At 62.2% G+C, this 16,105-nt stretch carries 16 protein-coding genes and 1 pseudogene; 10 read left to right on the top strand and 7 right to left on the bottom strand.

All coding sequences use genetic code 11. The annotated features are described in order from the left end of the window. Positions 1–16: 16 nt before the first annotated feature. The 7 genes from AABM54_RS21035 (at position 17) to AABM54_RS21005 (ending at position 7,145) form a co-directional block, all read left to right on the top strand. Positions 17–1,159 (top strand): acyl-CoA dehydrogenase family protein, encoded by a 1,143-nt coding sequence (locus AABM54_RS21035; RefSeq protein ID WP_347901900.1) that lies wholly within the window; start codon positions 17–19, stop codon positions 1,157–1,159. 83 nt (positions 1,160–1,242) lie between these two features. After that, positions 1,243–2,553, top strand: coding sequence for a fatty acid desaturase (locus AABM54_RS21030; protein ID WP_347901899.1), 1,311 nt, complete (start codon positions 1,243–1,245; stop codon positions 2,551–2,553). After that, positions 2,550–3,593 (top strand): ferredoxin--NADP reductase, encoded by a 1,044-nt coding sequence (locus tag AABM54_RS21025; protein WP_347901898.1) that lies wholly within the window; start codon positions 2,550–2,552, stop codon positions 3,591–3,593. The genes AABM54_RS21030 and AABM54_RS21025 overlap by 4 nt, the downstream gene beginning before the upstream one ends. A gap of 30 nt (positions 3,594–3,623) precedes the next feature. After that, on the top strand, positions 3,624–4,580 hold the full coding sequence (locus AABM54_RS21020; RefSeq protein WP_347901897.1) for a fatty acid desaturase: 957 nt from the start codon (positions 3,624–3,626) through the stop codon (positions 4,578–4,580). Between the two features lie 48 nt (positions 4,581–4,628). Next, complete coding sequence (locus tag AABM54_RS21015; RefSeq protein WP_347901896.1) at positions 4,629–5,129, top strand: HIT family protein; 501 nt, start codon at positions 4,629–4,631, stop codon at positions 5,127–5,129. Positions 5,130–5,241: 112 nt separating this feature from the next. Further along, on the top strand, positions 5,242–6,756 hold the full coding sequence (locus AABM54_RS21010; protein ID WP_347901895.1) for an NAD(P)/FAD-dependent oxidoreductase: 1,515 nt from the start codon (positions 5,242–5,244) through the stop codon (positions 6,754–6,756). After that, the gene (locus tag AABM54_RS21005; RefSeq protein ID WP_347901894.1) at positions 6,753–7,145 is read left to right on the top strand and encodes a hypothetical protein; all 393 of its coding nucleotides are present in this window, start codon (positions 6,753–6,755) and stop codon (positions 7,143–7,145) included. Before AABM54_RS21010 ends, AABM54_RS21005 begins: the two co-directional genes overlap by 4 nt. 16 nt (positions 7,146–7,161) lie before the next feature. On the opposite strand, the gene AABM54_RS21000 is transcribed toward AABM54_RS21005, so the two are convergent. The 4 genes from AABM54_RS21000 to AABM54_RS20985 form a co-directional block, all read right to left on the bottom strand. Further along, the gene (locus tag AABM54_RS21000) at positions 7,162–7,416 is read right to left on the bottom strand and encodes a Txe/YoeB family addiction module toxin (protein WP_347901893.1); all 255 of its coding nucleotides are present in this window, start codon (positions 7,414–7,416) and stop codon (positions 7,162–7,164) included. Continuing rightward, the gene (locus tag AABM54_RS20995; protein ID WP_347901892.1) at positions 7,413–7,667 is read right to left on the bottom strand and encodes a type II toxin-antitoxin system prevent-host-death family antitoxin; all 255 of its coding nucleotides are present in this window, start codon (positions 7,665–7,667) and stop codon (positions 7,413–7,415) included. Before AABM54_RS20995 ends, AABM54_RS21000 begins: the two co-directional genes overlap by 4 nt. Positions 7,668–7,728: 61 nt before the next feature. Continuing rightward, positions 7,729–9,252: a HAMP domain-containing sensor histidine kinase gene (locus AABM54_RS20990; RefSeq protein WP_347901891.1), complete on the bottom strand. Its 1,524-nt coding sequence runs from the start codon at positions 9,250–9,252 to the stop codon at positions 7,729–7,731. Then, entirely contained in the window at positions 9,249–9,965 is a 717-nt protein-coding gene (locus AABM54_RS20985) for a response regulator transcription factor (protein ID WP_347901890.1), read from the bottom strand. The genes AABM54_RS20990 and AABM54_RS20985 overlap by 4 nt, the downstream gene beginning before the upstream one ends. 152 nt (positions 9,966–10,117) lie before the next feature. On the opposite strand from AABM54_RS20985, the gene msrB reads away from it, so the two are divergent. From msrB to msrA, 3 genes are read left to right on the top strand one after another with little or no spacing between them, the layout of a single operon-like run. Beyond that, a complete protein-coding gene (gene msrB / locus AABM54_RS20980) occupies positions 10,118–10,636 on the top strand; it encodes a peptide-methionine (R)-S-oxide reductase MsrB (RefSeq protein ID WP_347901888.1) in 519 nt (172 codons plus the stop codon). Positions 10,637–10,680: 44 nt separating this feature from the next. Next, complete coding sequence (locus AABM54_RS20975) at positions 10,681–12,483, top strand: cytochrome c biogenesis protein DipZ (RefSeq protein ID WP_347901887.1); 1,803 nt, start codon at positions 10,681–10,683, stop codon at positions 12,481–12,483. A gap of 42 nt (positions 12,484–12,525) precedes the next feature. After that, positions 12,526–13,248: a peptide-methionine (S)-S-oxide reductase MsrA gene (msrA, locus tag AABM54_RS20970; RefSeq protein WP_347901886.1), complete on the top strand. Its 723-nt coding sequence runs from the start codon at positions 12,526–12,528 to the stop codon at positions 13,246–13,248. Between the two features lie 18 nt (positions 13,249–13,266). Here msrA and AABM54_RS20965 read toward each other — a convergent pair whose 3' ends face one another. The 3 genes and pseudogenes from AABM54_RS20965 to AABM54_RS20955 all read right to left on the bottom strand — a co-directional run bounded on the left by AABM54_RS20965 (position 13,267) and on the right by AABM54_RS20955 (position 15,971). After that, positions 13,267–13,662, bottom strand: a complete 396-nt coding sequence (locus AABM54_RS20965) for a GNAT family N-acetyltransferase (protein ID WP_347901885.1) — start codon at positions 13,660–13,662, stop codon at positions 13,267–13,269. Continuing rightward, positions 13,659–14,018: a hypothetical protein gene (locus tag AABM54_RS20960; protein WP_347901884.1), complete on the bottom strand. Its 360-nt coding sequence runs from the start codon at positions 14,016–14,018 to the stop codon at positions 13,659–13,661. Before AABM54_RS20960 ends, AABM54_RS20965 begins: the two co-directional genes overlap by 4 nt. A gap of 23 nt (positions 14,019–14,041) precedes the next feature. Continuing rightward, a pseudogene (locus AABM54_RS20955) lies at positions 14,042–15,971 on the bottom strand (alkaline phosphatase D family protein). Positions 15,972–16,105: the final 134 nt, after the last annotated feature.

Below are 16,105 nucleotides of genomic sequence, written 5' to 3'. Positions count from 1 at the left end.
AACAGAGGCTTCAACCATGTCCATGCACAGCGCCGTAAGCGCCACTGAAAAATACCTGCCGGGTCTGTTGGCCACGCTGGAAAGCCGCGGGTTGATGGCCCTGGAGCAGGCTGACCCGAGCGAAATCTGTGAGCTGTTTCGCGGTTTTCGCGCCGCTGGCCTGATCATTCCCCAGAGCTATGGCGGCCTCGGCGCCACGCCGAGCGAGACCGTGGAAATCCTGCGGGCCATCGGTTCTCGCTGCCCGTCGCTGGCGGTGATGATGACCATGCATCACCACACCATCGCCACCATCGTGCAGCTGGGCGGCTTGATTCCTGCCGCCGACGAATTGCTGTGGGGCATCAGCCAGAATCAGCTGCTGATTGCCTCGGCCTTCGCCGAGGGCAAGCCGGGCGCCGAGATTTTCAACACCAGCGTCAAGGCCCGCGCCGTGGAGGGCGGCTTTGTTCTCGATGGCGTCAAGAAGCCTTGCACCATGAGCCACCAGATGGACGTGATCGTCGTCGGTGTGGCCTGCGAGCAAGACAACGGCAGCGTCAGCCAGGGCTTTGCCGTGGTGTTTGCCGATGGCAGCAATGTCAGCCGCGAACCGTTCTGGAACGCCACGGTGCTGCGCGCCTCGGACAGCCATGCGCTGGTGTTCAACGGCGTATTCGTGCCGGCCGAACGCATGCTGCTGGCCGATGGGGCCGACGCTGCCGAAGTGGCGGCCACCGCCATGGAAACCTCGCTGAACGGCTTGAGCTGGTTCCAGTTGATGGTTGGCGGTACTTACCTGGGCGTGGCTTCGGCACTGGTGCGGATGCTGCTGAAAAGGTCCACCGTCGACGCCGCGCAACTGGCGCAACTGACCATCGAGTTTGAAGGCGCTCACCAGGCGCTGATGGGCACGGCGGCTGAGCTGCAAGCGCAAACCGTCGCGCCGCTGACCACATACAACAAGGCCTTGTGCACGCGGTTCCTGGTGCAGGCGGCCATTGAGCGCGGCACTAACCTGAGCGTCGAGTTGCTGGGGGGGATGGCGTTCATCGGTTCCGATGACGTCGCCTACTTGCTCGCCGCTTCACGGGCCATCTGCTTTCACCCGATCTCACGGGCCGCTGCCACGCCAATGCTGGTGGCTTTTCTGCGCGAGTCATTCATCGCAGACACCTGACCGCCATCGTTGCCGAAGGCGACGTCGCACCCGCGCCGTCGCCCAGGGCGGCGATGAACTCGATGCCTGAAGGAGTAGGAATCTTGAGCACCTCCACCGATACGCTGTACCCGCAACGCCCGGCCAACATCAGCCGGCTCTTTCACTTTTTTGCCATCCCGCTGTTCAGCGTCTTGATGGTTTTCAACCTCGCCGCCGTTGCCGTGATCCTCGTCATTGCCTTCACCTTGCAGGGCGCTCGTTGGCTGTTGGCAAAAATCCCGGGCGTCAGCGCTGCCAGTGGCGCCTGGGTACGCGGCTATCACCGGCTGGTGCAGCGGCTGGCGAACAAGATCCTCAAGGACCCGCGCGACGAGCAGATTCTTGCGGCGGCCATCAGCCTGAGCGTGACCGCTGTACCGGTGTTCATTGCGCAACTGTGGCTCAAGGAAATTTCCTGGCCGCTGGTGGTGGCGTTCTACGCCTGTGTCTATGGGCCGAACATTCGCAGCTTCGTGCGTTCCTTCAGTGCCATGCATCAGGACGGGCACGTGCCGGGCGGGATTTTCAAACAGTCGAGCGTGCTGGATCGCTGGGTCGGCAACTCGTTCTTGTACATGTACTTCGCCATTCCCATGGGCCTGACGCCTCACGCGGCCGCCCATTTGCAGCAGCATCACCGCGAAAGCGCCGGGCCGCTGGATGTCTACGCCACGGCCCGTTATGACCACGCCAATCTCTGGCACTTCATGGTGTACATGGTGCGCGAGGTGATGTACCAGCAACTGCTGATTTCACCGTGGCTGTATTTCAAGAGCAAAGACAAACCAACCCAGGCCCGCAGCATGGTCGCCGGCGTGTTGGTGCACCTGGGTGTGTTCGTGGCGCTGGCGCTCTACAGCCTGCCGATTGCCGTGCTGTACATGCTGGTGCCGTGGTGCGCGAGCAACATTCTGATGGGCGTTATCCACTGGAGCCAGCACGCGTTCTACGGCGGCCAGCAAGACCCGCATGACTGGATGTACAACACCGTCACGCTGCTGGAAAAACCGGTGAACATCTTCAACGAGGGCTACCACGCCTGCCACCACCACTGGTCCATCGGCCACTGGAGTGAAGCGCCTGCGCTGTTCGAAAAACTCAAGCCGGAACTGGCGGCGGCACAGTCGATGGTGTTTCGTGACCTGAGTGTGCTGGACATCTTTTTCATGCTGATTTTCCGGCGCTTCGACGCCATGGCGCACAAGCTTGACTGGTGGGAGCCGTTGACCCACGAAGAGAAAGTCCAGCTGCTGCGCCGCCGTGTATTGCCAGCCCCGATCCATGCCCACGAACAGGCGCATCAGCACCGTACGCCAGCGCCTTCGTCGGCCCCAGAACCTCAAGCGGCGTACAACGCCATGAGCCCGCCATGAACAAGCCACTGACCCTGAAAGTTGCCTCCATCGAGCGGGAAACCGACGACGCGGTGACCATCCACCTCAAGCAACCGATGCTGCGCAAAGTGCGTTACAGCGCAGGGCAGTACCTGACGCTTGAGGTCGAGGTCGACGGTGTCAAAGGCTGTCGCGCCTATTCCATCAGCAGCACGCCGGGGCTGGACAAAACCTTGTCGATCACCGTCAAGCGGGTGGCCGGGGGCAAGGTGTCCAACCAACTGGTGCAGCAACTGAGTGCCGGTGATGTGGTGCAGACCCTCGGCACGCACGGGCGATTCACCTTCGCCCCGCAGCCGGGGAGTCGCCGGCACATTGTATTGTTGGCGGCGGGCAGTGGCATCACGCCGATCTTCTCGATTTTGAAGTCGGCGCTGCACTTCGAACCGGATTCCCAGGTGTCGCTGATCTACGGCAACCGCAACACCGGATCGGTGATTTTTCGCGACAAGCTCGAGCAGTTGCAACGCACCTTCGGCGAGCGCTTGAAGCTGGTTCACGTGCTGTCCCAACCCGAGGCGCCTGCTGCCCAGGGCGGTCGGTTGACCCAACAGCGCCTGGTGGAACTGTTGCGCGCATTGCCCGACAGTGGCGCGCAAACCCGCGAGTACTACAGCTGCGGGCCGGGCGGGATGATGGATGAAGTGACGGCCGCGCTGACCTCCATGGGCATCGCCGCCGAGTCGGTGCATCAGGAGCGTTTCACCCCGGCCAAAGCCGCGGCCGTTGCGCCGGTGTCCGAGGCGCCGAAGCGCGTGCAACTGCTGATGCAGGGGCAGGAATTTAGCTTCATGGTGCCCAGCGGCCAGACCCTGCTCGAAGCTGCGCTGGCCAGCGGCGTGACCCCGCCGTTTTCCTGCCGCGCCGGTTTTTGTACCGCGTGCGTGTGCACGCGGCTGGCGGGTGACGTGCGCATGCGCGAGGACCACGGTCTTTCCACCGCTGAACTGAACATGGGCCAGGCGCTGCTGTGTGTCGGCTATCCGCTGACGGACAACGTTCGCCTGCAAGTCCATTAGTGCTTATTCCTGGGAAGGGAGACGTTATCCATGAACACCCACGCCGCTTTCGCGGCTGATGACGAGTACCGCTTGGCCAAACGCGCCGAGCTTCGGGTCGACCGTGAGCTCCAGGCCCGGTTGCAGGCGCTGATGCAGCCGCAACCGCTGAAATTCGCGCTGTGGTCGTTGTTCCATGTCGCGGTCTGGATTGCTGCCGCGTTGTACCTGCTACGTGCTGAAAACCCTTGGGGACAACTGGCGGCGGTGCTGGTGCTGGGCAATCAGTTGCATGCGTTCACCGTGCTGCAGCATGACTGTGGCCATCAAAGCGCGTTCCGCGCGCCGTGGCAGAACCTCTGGGTCGGGCGTTTCATGGCCTGGTTCATTGTGTTTCCGTTTTCATCGTTTACCGAGTGCCACAAGTATCACCATCGCTACCTGGGCGACCCGGACAAGGACCCGGACGACTGGAACTACGAGGCTGGTGTGGCCTGGATGTTCGTGCGCATCGCCGTGTTCGTGCCGCGTTTCATCTACTTCTCGCTGGTGCGCTATGGCCGTCAGGTGCGCAACCTGGTGCTGCGCGAACTGGCCTTCAATGTGTTGAGCATGGCGGCGCTGTGCGCCTGGTTCGTCAGCCAGGGCATGCTGTTGCAGTTCGTGCTGATCTTTGTCGCCCCGTTGCTGGTGCTGGCGCTGGTGATCAATCCGGTCTCCCGGGGTTACGAGCACTTCCCCATGGCGACCCTCGACCCCGAACACCATGACCGCCTCGACCTGGCAAAAAACACCGTGACCGTGACTGACCGGCTGATCGGATTTTTGTGGGCCAACATCAACTACCACGTCGAGCATCACGTTTACCCCAATGTGCCCTTCGTCAACCTGCGCAAACTCTCGGCATTGCTGGACAACAAGGTCTATCTGCGTGATCGCTGGCTGTTGGCGCGGATGTTCAAACGTCGCCCATCGCCGCCCGATACTGAGCCGGGGAGGGTGGCGTGAGCTACATTTACTCCGCCTATTGGAAAAATACCCGGCGAGGAGTCACGGATGAACTGTATTTTCTGCCAGATCACAGCGGGCACATTGCCCGCGGCCCAGGTCTATCGCGACCCGCACTGCATGGCGTTCATGGATGTTCACCCCTTGGGGCAGGGCCATTTGCTGCTGATTCCGTTGCAGCACGTAGAGAAACTCGAGCAGTTGCCCGACACCACCCGGTTTCACCTGTACCGGGTGTTCGACACGCTGATCGCGGCCCAGCGCAGCGCCGGTTTCGGCGTCGAGGGCACGCACTTGATCGTCAACGACGGCAAGGCCACCAACCAGCACATTCCTCATGCGCACCTGCACCTGGTGCCGCGTCGACAGGGCGATGCGCTGGGCTTTGGTCTGCGCATGTTCATGCATCTCACCGGGCTGTTCGGCCCCCGTACCCGTCACGAAAAACTGCTGGCCCAGGCCACGGCCATCGCCACCCATATCGATCCACTGGCGCTGCAAACGTTGTCTGTGCGTGCGGTGCAAATGAACAGCCCCCAACCGGTTTGACCCTCTGCGCCGGGGGCTTTGCCCCGGCGCTCAATCCCGTTTTTTCAACGTCCAGTCGTTCATGTGCTGCGGGCACGGTTGCCCGGCTACAGCGTTGTCAGGAGCAAGGAAAATGAGTGCCGTACTTCAGGAACATGCATCTGTGGCGCGGGTTTACCGCGTCTTGATTATTGGTGCCGGGTTCTCCGGTATCGGCATGGCGGTGAGCCTCAAGCAACGGGGCGAGCAGGACTTTGTCATCTACGAGCAGGAGGCCGGCGTCGGCGGAACCTGGTGGGTCAACCAGTATCCAGGGTGCGCTTGCGATATTCCTTCGCACCTTTACTCGTTTTCCTTCGAACCGAACCCCCATTGGTCGCGACGCTTCTCGCCGCAGCCGGAAATCCGCGACTACCTCAAACACTGTGCCGACAAGTATCAGGTGCTTGCTCACTGCCGCTTCAATACTCAGGTCGCCAGCCTGCGCTGGCTGGAATCCCGGGCCCTGTGGGAAGTGACCGACGCAGCAGGAGACGTGGCCTACGCCCGAGTGGTGGTGGCCGGCACTGGCGCGTTGTCGACACCTGAAGTGCCAGCGCTGGAAGGGCTTGAGCGATTTGGCGGACGGATCTTTCACTCGCAGCAATGGGACCACAGCTACTCATTGGCCGGAAAACGCGTGGGGGTGATTGGCACCGGGGCCTCGGCGATCCAGTTCGTTCCACAGATCCAGCCTCAGGTCGCACAGTTGAGCGTGTTCCAGCGCACCCCGCCGTGGGTCATTCCCAAGCCTGATCGAGCCTTCAGCACCCGATCACAGTGCCTGTTGCAGCGCTTTCCCACGTTGCAGCAGCTGCTGCGAGGGCTGATCTACAGTGCCCACGAAGTCCGGGTGCTGGGGTTTGTGTTCAACCCACGCTTGATGGCATTGCACAAAATGCTGGCCCTGAATCTGTTGCGGCGCCAGGTCAAGGACCCGGTGCTGCGTCGGCAACTGACCCCGAATTACTCGATTGGCTGCAAGCGCATCCTGCTCTCCAACAATTACTTTCCTGCGTTGGCGCAAGCCAACACCCACCTGGTCACCAGCGGTATTCAGCGCATCAGCAAGGACGCGGTCATCACTGCCGACGGTCAACGTCATCCGGTGGATGTGCTGATTTTCGGCACCGGGTTCAAGGCCCGCACGCCATTTCCCAAGGGCATGATTTTCGGTCGGGAGGGGGCTGACATCGTCGACACCTGGCAGGCCGGGTCCGAGGCTTACAAAGGCACCACCGTCAGCGGCTTTCCCAACCTGTTTCTGTTGATGGGGCCCAACACCGGGTTGGGGCATAACTCCATCGTCTACATGATCGAGTCGCAGATCACCTACATCCTCGGCGCGCTCGACACCCTGGATGCCGAAGGCATCGCCAGCCTCGATGTGCACCCCGAGGCCCAGCAGGCGTTCAATCAGCGCTTGGGGCATCGGATGCGGGGCGCGGTATGGAGCGTCGGCAGTTGCAAGAGCTGGTACATGGACCCGGACTCCGGGCGCAACGTTGCGCTGTGGCCCGGCTTCAGCTGGAAATTCCGCCAACAGACCCGGCGCTTCGACGCCGAAGTCTATCGCCTGATGCCTGAACCACAAGGACCTCGACCATGAGCCATTCCGGGAAAACCGTGTTTGTGTTTGGCCTCTACATGCTGTTGCTGGGCATGCCGTTGCTGATCGCCCCGAACCTGTTGCTGCCGTTGTTCGGCTTTGCCCTGACAGACGAAGTGTGGATCCGCGTCATGGGGCAACTGGCGTTGTACCTGGGCATTTACTACGTGTGGGCCGGGCGCAAGAACCAGCGTGAATTCATCGCGCTGACCGTGCCGATCCGGCTGTCGGTGATCGTGTTTTTCGCGCTCTTCGTCGCCGCAGGCCTGGTACCGCCGGTGTTGCTGCTCCTGGGATTGCCGGACCTGTGCAGCGCCACATGGACCTGGCGTGCATTACGCCAGGAGCGGAGCCGGGCAGTGATTGGCGGGCGGGTGATGGACCGTTAAAGGTGAGGGGGGAAGTTCAATAGTGGTAGCGACACATCAGAATCTGAATGTCCTCGCCGTCTATCCCATAGACCAGACGATGTTCCGCTGTCACACGTCGTGACCAGAACCCACTCAGGTTGTGCTTGAGGGGTTCTGGCTTGCCGAGGCCGTCAAAGGGATCACGCTCAATGGCCTTTATCAGCAAGTTGATGCGCTTGAGTCCCGCTTTGTCATGCTGCTGGAACCAGAGGTAGTCATCCCAGCCTTCGGGCGTAAACAAGATATTCATTCTTCGATGAGCTGCCTGGCTTTGGCTTTACCTGCGCGCAGGTTATGGATCGATTGGATGAGTCGTTCGGCGTTGGCGGGAGATCGCAGTAGGTAAGCGGTCTCTTCGAGGGCGTTGTATTCCGCCAGGGAAATCATCACCACAGGTTCGCCTTTTTGACGGGTCACGAGTAAGGGCACCCGGTCTTCGTTGACCCGATCCATGGTTTCCGACAGATGAGCGCGGGCGTTGGTGTAGTTAATGGTTTGCATGGTGGGTCCTCGCTTGATGCGATAAACGTACAGAAATGAGTACATATCGGCAAGGTCCTTCTTACGAGTGGTTGTGCAGCGAATTCACGTTCATCGAGCGCACGGCCAGCGGCGCCGCCGTTTCTTCGTCTTGCGGTAGCGCGAAGCGAAAGGTCGCGCCCCGGCCGGGGATGTCCATCAGTCGGATGTCCAGGCCATGCAATTGCAGGATCCGGTGCACGATGCGTAGCCCGAGGCCGCCGTCGCGGCGGGCGCCGCCGATGTTGAACGGGCGCAGGAACAGGCCTTCGCGCAGTTCGGCGGCGATACCGGGGCCGGTGTCGCTGACCGTGACTTCGACAAATTTCCCGACGGGCAGCAGGCTTATCTCGATGTCTCCGCCTGCCGGGGTATGGCGCAGGGCGTTGTCGAAAAGGTTGGTCAGCACGCGCTCGATCAGCCCCAGGTCGGCGCAGACCCCGGACACGTTCGGCGCAAACCTGGCCTGCAGGGTGACCTGCCGCGCCTCGGCGGTGAGTTCGAACTTCTGGAAGATGTCCTGCACCAGGTCGGTCAGGGAAAAACGTTCGAGGATGGGCTGCACGAAACCGTGTTCCAGGCGCACCAGCTCCAGCAGCGATTGCGCCAACCCGCCGACCTTGCGGCTCTGATCCAGTGCAATGCCCAGGTAGCGACGGCGCTCGGCCGGGGTCAGTGTGCTGTCCTTGAGCGACAGGGTTTCCAGGTAACCGTGCAGCGACGCCAACGGAGTGCGCAGGTCGTGGGAAATGTTCGCCACCAGCTCACGTCGCTCCTGATCCTGGCGGGTCAATGTGCGCCACTGATCCCGCAAGCGGATTTGCATCTGCCGAAACGCGGCATCAAGCACGCTGATTTCGTCGTGGCGGACGGTGTCCGGCTGGAGGGCGGGTGGCAGCGGGGCGGCGGGAATGGCGTCGATGTCGAATTGTGCGACGTTTTCGGTCAGCCGGCGCAACGGCCGGGTGATCAGGGTGAACGCGGTGAGGCCCGCGATCAGGCACAGCAACGCGACCAGTCCGATGGACCAGAGCGCGGTGTTCAGCGCCACGCTGGTGGCGCCGCGCTCGGCGAGGCGGTCGTGTTCTTCGCTGAGCAGCACCACGTAGAGGTAACCGGCCGGTTGACCGTTGACCCGTAACGGCGCGGCGCTGAAGACCTTGCGCCCGTCGGGGCTGCGCGGGTCGTCGCCGAGGATCGGCAGCGCGTCGCCATTGAGCAAGCGCTGGAGTGGGGCCAGATCCACCTGTTCGCGGCGCAAGTGGCCCTCGGGCGCGGCGTTGCCGACCACGCGGCCGGTGGTGTCGAGCAGGTACACCTCGACACTCGGGTTGACCCGCATCAGTTGGCTGAACAGCTCGCGCAGGGCCTCGGGTTTCAGGCCGTTGGCGTCCATCAGTTGGGTGTCGCGGGCAATGTGCCGGGCGAGATCGCGGGACAGCCCTTGCACCACTTCCAGCTCATGCATTTTGTTGGAACGCACCTGCATCCACGCAGACGTACCGCAGCACACCAGCAACAGCAGGGCGAACACGGCCGACAGGCGTTGAGTCAGGGTCAGTCTCATGGTTGTTCCTGCGCCGAGGCAAACTTATAACCGCGACCCCACACCGTGAGAATGCGCACCGGTTGGGCCGGGTCGGTTTCTATTTTCGCCCGCAGGCGGTTGATGTGGGTGTTGACCGTATGTTCGTAGCCTTCATGGCTGTAACCCCACACGGCGTTGAGCAAGTCCATGCGCGAGAAGACCTTGCCGGGTTGGCGGACGAAGAAGTACAGCAGGTCGAACTCTCTGGGCGTGAGGTCCAGCCGACGCCCGTCGAGGGTTACATCACGGGTGATCGGGTCGATGAACAAGCCGTCGGTAGTCAGGCTGCCGGTGTCCATTTTCAGGTTGCGGGCCATGGCGTCGACCCGGCGCAGCAGGGCCTTGACCCGTGCCACCAGCTCCAGCATCGAGAAGGGTTTGGCCAGGTAGTCGTCGGCGCCCAGTTCCAGGCCGAGGATGCGGTGCACTTCGCTCGAGCGGGCGCTGGTGATGATGATCGGGGTGTAGCGGGCCATGGCGCGGGCGCGGCGGCAGATTTCCAGGCCATCGACACCGGGCAGCATCAGGTCGAGGACCAGCGCATCCCAGCTGCCCTGTTCGAGCAGTTTCAGGCCCTGATGGCCGTCGGCGCTGTGCACGACTTCAAAGTGTTCATCGCGCAGGTGCAGGCAGATCAGGTCGGCGATGTGTTGGTCGTCCTCGACGACCAGGACGCGTTTGGGTTGATCCATATGAGCTGAATCCTGTGGCGCAGTGAGCGCATTGTGCGGGTTTTCTCCCCGCCGAGTTATCACGAATTGTTTAACTCCCCGTGAGGATTTGGCGATCACCTCAAGCCTAGGCTGTGTTCCATGTAAACCACGGCGAATTTAGGGAGAGGGCCATGATTTCACGGCGACAGATTCTTCTGGCAGGCGGCGGGCTGGGCGTTGCAGCGCTGATCGCCGGTGTGTTGCCAAAATTGACTGCCAGCGCTGCGCTGGTGGGTGATGCGGTTGCCGCCGAGGCCTTCGAGGTGACCCACACCGAGGCCGAATGGCGGGCCATGCTCAGCGCCGGGCAGTTCGACATCCTGCGCGAGGAAGGCACCGAGCGGGCCTACAGCAGCGAACTGAACAACGAACATCGCGAGGGTACGTTTGCCTGCGCCGGCTGCGATCTGGCGCTGTTTTCATCGGACACCAAATTCGACAGCCACACCGGTTGGCCGAGTTTCTGGGCACCGCTGGCAAACGCCGTGGCAACCCACGATGACCGTTCGTTCGGGGTGTCGCGCACGGAGGTTCACTGCCGTCGCTGCGGCGGCCATTTGGGCCATGTGTTCAACGATGGGCCCAAACCCACCGGGCTACGCTATTGCATGAACGGTCTGGCCATGACCTTTGAGCCGCGAACGGCCTAATCCCATGGGCATGTCATTTTCCTCACTTCATACAGGTCATTGTTATGTGGCTTCTGGTCCTCGCTTATCTCGGTGGTGTGCTGACGATTGTCAGCCCGTGCATTCTGCCGGTACTGCCCTTTGTCTTCGCTCGCACCGGGCAGCCGTTTATGAAAAGTGGCTTGCCGCTGTTGGCGGGGATGGCGCTGACCTTCGCGCTCGTCGCCTCGTTGGCGGCAGTGGGCGGCGGTTGGGTGGTGCAAGTCAATCAGTACGGTCGCTGGCTCGCGTTGCTGTTCGTGGCACTGTTCGGGCTGACGCTGCTGCTGCCGCGCCTCGCCGACCGGCTGACCCGGCCACTGGTCGCGGCCGGCAGTCGGTTGTCGGATGCGGCGGGCGCCGATGCCCGGCCGCGTCCCGGCGCTTCGTTCCTGATCGGCGTCGCCACGGGCCTGCTCTGGGCACCGTGCGCCGGGCCGATTCTGGGATTGGTGCTGACCGGCGCAGCGCTGCAAGGCGCCAGCATCGGCACCACGTTGCTGTTGCTGGCCTACGCGGCGGGCGCTGCCACTTCCCTCGCCGGGGCGTTGTTGCTGGGCGGTAAAGTCTTCGCGGCGATGAAACGCTCGATCGGTGCCGGTGAATGGCTGCGTCGGGGCTTGGGTGCGGCGATGCTGGCGGGGGTGGCGGCCATCGCTCTCGGGCTGGACACCGGCATTCTGGCGCGGGTGTCGACAGCCTCCACGGGCGGTATCGAACAGGCGCTGGTCGGGCGACTGGCCGGTAAATCACCGGCCAACAACGGCGCGATGATGGCGCAGGTTCCTCAGTCCCAAGCGGGGGCAAACATGATGGCGGCTGGCGGTGCGATGAAACTGTCCGCCAACGGTCCCGCGACGCTGCCGGTCGAAGGCAACCTGCCGCCGCTGGAGGGCACCGTGCAATGGCTCAACTCGCCGCCTCTGGATGCCCAGGCATTGAAGGGCAAAGTGGTGTTGGTGGATTTCTGGACCTACTCCTGCATCAACTGCCTGCGCACCTTGCCGTACGTCAAGGCCTGGGCCGAGAAGTACCGCGATCAGGGCCTGGTGGTGATCGGCGTGCATGCCCCGGAATTTGCCTTTGAGCGCGACGTAGGCAACGTGACCAGGGCCATGAAGGATCTGGGTATCACCTACCCGGTGGCGATCGATAACGACTACCGGATCTGGCGGGCGTTCAACAACGAATACTGGCCGGCGCATTACTTTGCCGACGCACAGGGACGTATCCGTTATCACCACTTCGGTGAGGGCGACTACGCCGAGTCGGAACGGGTGATCCAGCAACTGCTGCGTGAGGCTGGCGCCGCGAAAGTCGCGGACGGCCTGATCAATGCCGACGCCCAAGGCGTGCAACGGGCGCCGGACATGAATGAAGTGCGCTCGCCGGAAACCTACGTCGGCTATCAGCGTTCGGAACATTTTGTACCCGAAGCCAGTCTTGCCCCGGACAAGGTGGCGGCGTACAGCGTGCCGAGCGCTTTATCGCTCAACGACTGGGGGCTGAACGGGCAGTGGAACGTAGGCGCCGAACGGGCGACGTCCACCGCGCCCGCCAGCGGCATCGTCTATCGCTTCCATGCCCGTGATTTGCATCTGGTGCTGGGCCCTGGCGCTGACGGCAAACCGGTGCGCTTCAAGGTCACGATTGACGGCAAGGCCCCGGGCGATGCCCACGGCACCGACGTCGCGCCGGATGGCAGCGGGAGTGTCACTGAACAGCGCCTCTACCAATTGCTGCGCCAGCCGGGCGACGTGGTGGACCGCACCTTCAGCATCGAATTCCTTGATCCGGGCGTGTCGGCCTATGCGTTCACCTTCGGTTAACGCCCACCGATTCTCGCCACCTATTCAGCAGGAGTCAGCCCAATGAAATCCTCATCGAAAACTACCGCTACGGGCGTGCGTCGTGTGCTGTTGGGTCTGGTCATCGCTGCGGCGGCAGGCCAATGCTTGGCGTTCTCCTTTGGCGCCTCCGAGGACGCCGTGGCCATCGCGCCGCCAACGCTGGACGAAACGCCTCAGGCCGGCAGCGAAACCGCTGTGTTTGCGGGCGGCTGTTTCTGGGGCGTGCAGGGCGTGTTCCAGCATGTCAAAGGCGTGAAGAACGCTGTTTCAGGTTACGCCGGTGGCGCCGCCAACACGGCTCAGTACGAGCGAGTCAGCGATGGCGATACCGGCCACGCCGAATCCGTTGAAGTGACCTTCGACCCGAGCCAGGTCAGCTATGGCGCCTTGTTGCAGATCTACTTCTCGGTGGCCCACAACCCCACCGAACTCAACCGCCAGGGGCCTGACACCGGCACTCAATACCGCTCGGCGCTCTTTATCCACAGCCCCGAGCAGCAGCGCATTGCCAAGGCCTACATCGTCCAGCTCGACGCAGCCCATTCGTTCAACAAACCGATTGTCACCACGCTGGAAACCTACAACGGTTTCTATCCTGCCGAGGCGTATCACCAGAACTTCCTGACAGAGCACCCGAGCTATCCCTACATCGTCATCAATGACCTGCCGAAAGTCGCGCAGCTCAAACAGTTGTATCCGCAGCGCTATCAGGAACAGCCGGTGCTGGTGAAGGCGGGTTTGTAGGTGTTCGGGTACAACGTTCTACGGCTTCGAGCGTGGGCGTTCCATGGCGATGGTCGACTCCTCGAACCCCAGGCCTGAGAAAAACGCCGAGGCGCCCAGCCGACCGGCGCGCAACACCCAAGTAATGTCCGGGTTGTCCCCCATGATGTGTTCAACCAGTGCGCGGCCAACACCGGCGCGCCGATGCTGCCCGGACACCACCACCATCGACAGGTAGCCATTGGATAAGCCATCGCTGATGCCCCGTGCAAATCCGATGATCTGCGACGCTTCAACGGCAATCGCCGTACGCTGGGAGTTGGCGATGAGTTGGGCGAAGTGCTCGGGAGAACCGATGCGGTGTCCCCAGCCATTGGCGGCAAGAAACTGGCGAACGGATTCGACTTCGGTGGGTAGCAGGTCGCGAATGGTCATGGGTAGTACCGGGTGATCTCGCGCCAGAGGTAGGCGTAGCGAAACCTCAGCCAGCGAATGTGCAGGGTGCCCAAGTACCGACGAAAGCGACTGCGTTGGCGCTTTTCAAGCATGGCCTGAATCTGGATTTCCAGGCTGGCCGGGTCAAAGCACGACCAGATCGGCGGAATGACGGTTTCCAGGTTGGTGTGGCACACCGGCGCCACTTCGGCATACAGGATGTGTTCGATGGCATCGCGGTCGTAATCGGCGGTGTCCCGGGCAATCACGGCGTAGTTCACGTCGTTGTCGACAAAGGCATCCGATAACGTCCAGTGGATGGCCGCGCGTTCTTCCTGGCTGATGGGGCGTCCCATTCCAACAACTCCTGTTGCAGGTCTCAGTCTGACTGAACCGGGCCGACCATCCGGGTCGGCGGCGAGCCATTGGCGTTGTGTTGATAAATCGTTTGTGGCTGGCCGCTGGCATTGAAGAACACCTGGCCGATCCCGGCCGAATTCCACAAGCGCTCGCCGGCTTGCGCGTGTTCGGGAATGTGCGGGACCACCCGCATCAAACGGCGTTTGGTCAACCAGTTGAGCGGTGAACGCGGCGAGTAGAGCCAGCGGTTGAGGCGGTCGAACCATTCGAGCAAGGTGTGCGGGAACTCGTTCTTGATGCCGCTGCTGGTGATCTGCCAGATCCTCGGGCCGGCCTTGCGGTGGCGGATCAGCACTTCATAGACGAACGAGTAATGCACGTCCCCGGACAGAATCACGTAATTGCCCGGCGTGCGCGAATGGCGAAAAATGTTCAGGATGACCTGCGCCGAACCCCGGTGAGCCATCCAGTTTTCCGCATCGACCAGCAGTGGATAACCGCACCAACTGAACACGCGCTGTATGGTTTCGATCAACTTGACGCCAAACACCGGCGCCGGTGAAACGATGATCGCCGACGGGTGATCGAGCAGTGCCTGTTGCAGTTCGCTGAGGGCTTCCCAGTCGAGCAAACCCGAGGGCTGTTTCAGGTTGAACTCGCTGCGCCAGCGTCGGGTGCGGGTGTCGAGCACCACCAGCGCCGGGCTGGTCGGCAGCATGTAATGCCAGTCCTGGAATTTCAGCAGTTCATCGATCAGGCTGTCCTGCGCGGCGCTGTCCAGGTAGCGGTTCTGGCTCGTAGCCTTCAAGGCGCGGGTTTTCTCCAGCACAACGTCGAACACATCCGGGTTGTTGCCCCAGCCCTGGCACAGCAGGTAGGCGATCAAGGCGTTGCCGATGATGCGTTTGGAGAACGGGTGACCGTAGGCGGTTTCCTCCCACTGGGCGGACAGGTTCCAGTCATCGGTGATGTCGTGGTCGTCGAAAATCATCAGGCACGACAAGTGCGCCAGTACCCGGGCGACGCCGCCAAGCCCAGCCTGGAAAGCATCGATCCGCGTCTGTTCATGGGCGTAGCGCTTGCGCCGTTCGGGTGTCAGCGCGGGTGGTTGCGGGGCGATCAGCGTCCAGGGCGTCGGCGACCAGACCAGTAGGTACATGGCCATGACTTCGGCGAAGGTCACCAAATGGTTGTCGGCGTTGCTGCTGGTGAAAATCGGTTTGCGTACGCCGCCGAAAAACCGTTCGCGCAGGGTTTCGTTACTCGAAAGCTTCGGCAGCAAATCGGCGCGATGGTAGTAGCTGGCCGGGTGTTCATAGAGCTTGGCGCTGTCGTTCACCACCGCGCCGTCCAGGTGTTCCTCGAACAAGCCCAGGCGTTCGATCAGCGCATGAATCGCACGCAGCATCGGCCCGGCCACATCGTCGGCGTACACCTGATCGCCACTCATCATCAACAGGGCGGGGCGCTGAGCGACCTCAGGGTTGGCTGCCAGCAACCGGTCAACGCACAGCAAACCGTCGTCGGCCTGATGATGGGGTTTGCGGCAGGAACCGTGCAGCAGTTGATCGATACGGCTGCGCAGCACGAAGTTCGGACGGCTGGCCTCGCCATAAAGAAGATGCGGCGCCCAGTCGGCAATCCCGGTGTGTGAACCGTCAGCCTGAGTGACTCGTACGTCGTACTCGATGGCCACGTCGCCGGGCAGGGCGCTGTCCAGGTGAACGTCGATCAGATGAACAAAGGCGTGGGTGCCGACCGGAATGACCTGACACTGGCGGGCGTCGAGCGCAATGTCCACGCCCGGTTCGCCATCGGCCCTGCACATGCAGCGTCAGCGCTAACGCCCGCGACCCGACCAGCCACAGCACCAGCCGCGTCGGTTCCAGGCGCCGCAACAGCGGGCCGACCAGGACGGGTGGCAACGTGGAGTGATCGTCAGGTTTCATCCGGGGTCAGGCTCTTGGCGCGAAGTAGCCGGCGATCATAACGCAGCTGTCGCTGTGCGATGTAGGGTGTTCAGGGGACGCTATCGGGCGTGTGGCTAAGGCGAGCCAGTATTTCGTAAATAAAGGTTTCAAGG

This window comes from Pseudomonas purpurea, from assembly GCF_039908635.1.
Lineage (GTDB): Bacteria > Pseudomonadota > Gammaproteobacteria > Pseudomonadales > Pseudomonadaceae > Aquipseudomonas > Aquipseudomonas purpurea.
Note: the sequence above shows the minus strand (reverse complement) of the source record. Positions and strands in the feature narration are given on the sequence as shown.

Excerpts from the sequence above, each read along its gene's own strand:
- AABM54_RS21005 (WP_347901894.1), top strand. The coding sequence starts at position 6,753 with ATGAGCCATTCCGGGAAAACCGTGTTTGTGTTTGGCCTCTACATGCTG.
- AABM54_RS20990 (WP_347901891.1), bottom strand. The coding sequence starts at position 9,252 with ATGAGACTGACCCTGACTCAACGCCTGTCGGCCGTGTTCGCCCTGCTG.
- msrA (WP_347901886.1), top strand. The coding sequence starts at position 12,526 with ATGAAATCCTCATCGAAAACTACCGCTACGGGCGTGCGTCGTGTGCTG.
- AABM54_RS21015 (WP_347901896.1), top strand. The coding sequence starts at position 4,629 with ATGAACTGTATTTTCTGCCAGATCACAGCGGGCACATTGCCCGCGGCC.
- AABM54_RS21010 (WP_347901895.1), top strand. The coding sequence starts at position 5,242 with ATGAGTGCCGTACTTCAGGAACATGCATCTGTGGCGCGGGTTTACCGC.
- AABM54_RS20965 (WP_347901885.1), bottom strand. The coding sequence starts at position 13,662 with ATGACCATTCGCGACCTGCTACCCACCGAAGTCGAATCCGTTCGCCAG.
- AABM54_RS20985 (WP_347901890.1), bottom strand. The coding sequence starts at position 9,965 with ATGGATCAACCCAAACGCGTCCTGGTCGTCGAGGACGACCAACACATC.
- msrB (WP_347901888.1), top strand. The coding sequence starts at position 10,118 with ATGATTTCACGGCGACAGATTCTTCTGGCAGGCGGCGGGCTGGGCGTT.
- AABM54_RS20960 (WP_347901884.1), bottom strand. The coding sequence starts at position 14,018 with ATGGGACGCCCCATCAGCCAGGAAGAACGCGCGGCCATCCACTGGACG.
- AABM54_RS21020 (WP_347901897.1), top strand. The coding sequence starts at position 3,624 with ATGAACACCCACGCCGCTTTCGCGGCTGATGACGAGTACCGCTTGGCC.
- AABM54_RS21035 (WP_347901900.1), top strand. The coding sequence starts at position 17 with ATGTCCATGCACAGCGCCGTAAGCGCCACTGAAAAATACCTGCCGGGT.
- AABM54_RS21000 (WP_347901893.1), bottom strand. The coding sequence starts at position 7,416 with ATGAATATCTTGTTTACGCCCGAAGGCTGGGATGACTACCTCTGGTTC.
- AABM54_RS20995 (WP_347901892.1), bottom strand. The coding sequence starts at position 7,667 with ATGCAAACCATTAACTACACCAACGCCCGCGCTCATCTGTCGGAAACC.
- AABM54_RS20975 (WP_347901887.1), top strand. The coding sequence starts at position 10,681 with ATGTGGCTTCTGGTCCTCGCTTATCTCGGTGGTGTGCTGACGATTGTC.
- AABM54_RS21025 (WP_347901898.1), top strand. The coding sequence starts at position 2,550 with ATGAACAAGCCACTGACCCTGAAAGTTGCCTCCATCGAGCGGGAAACC.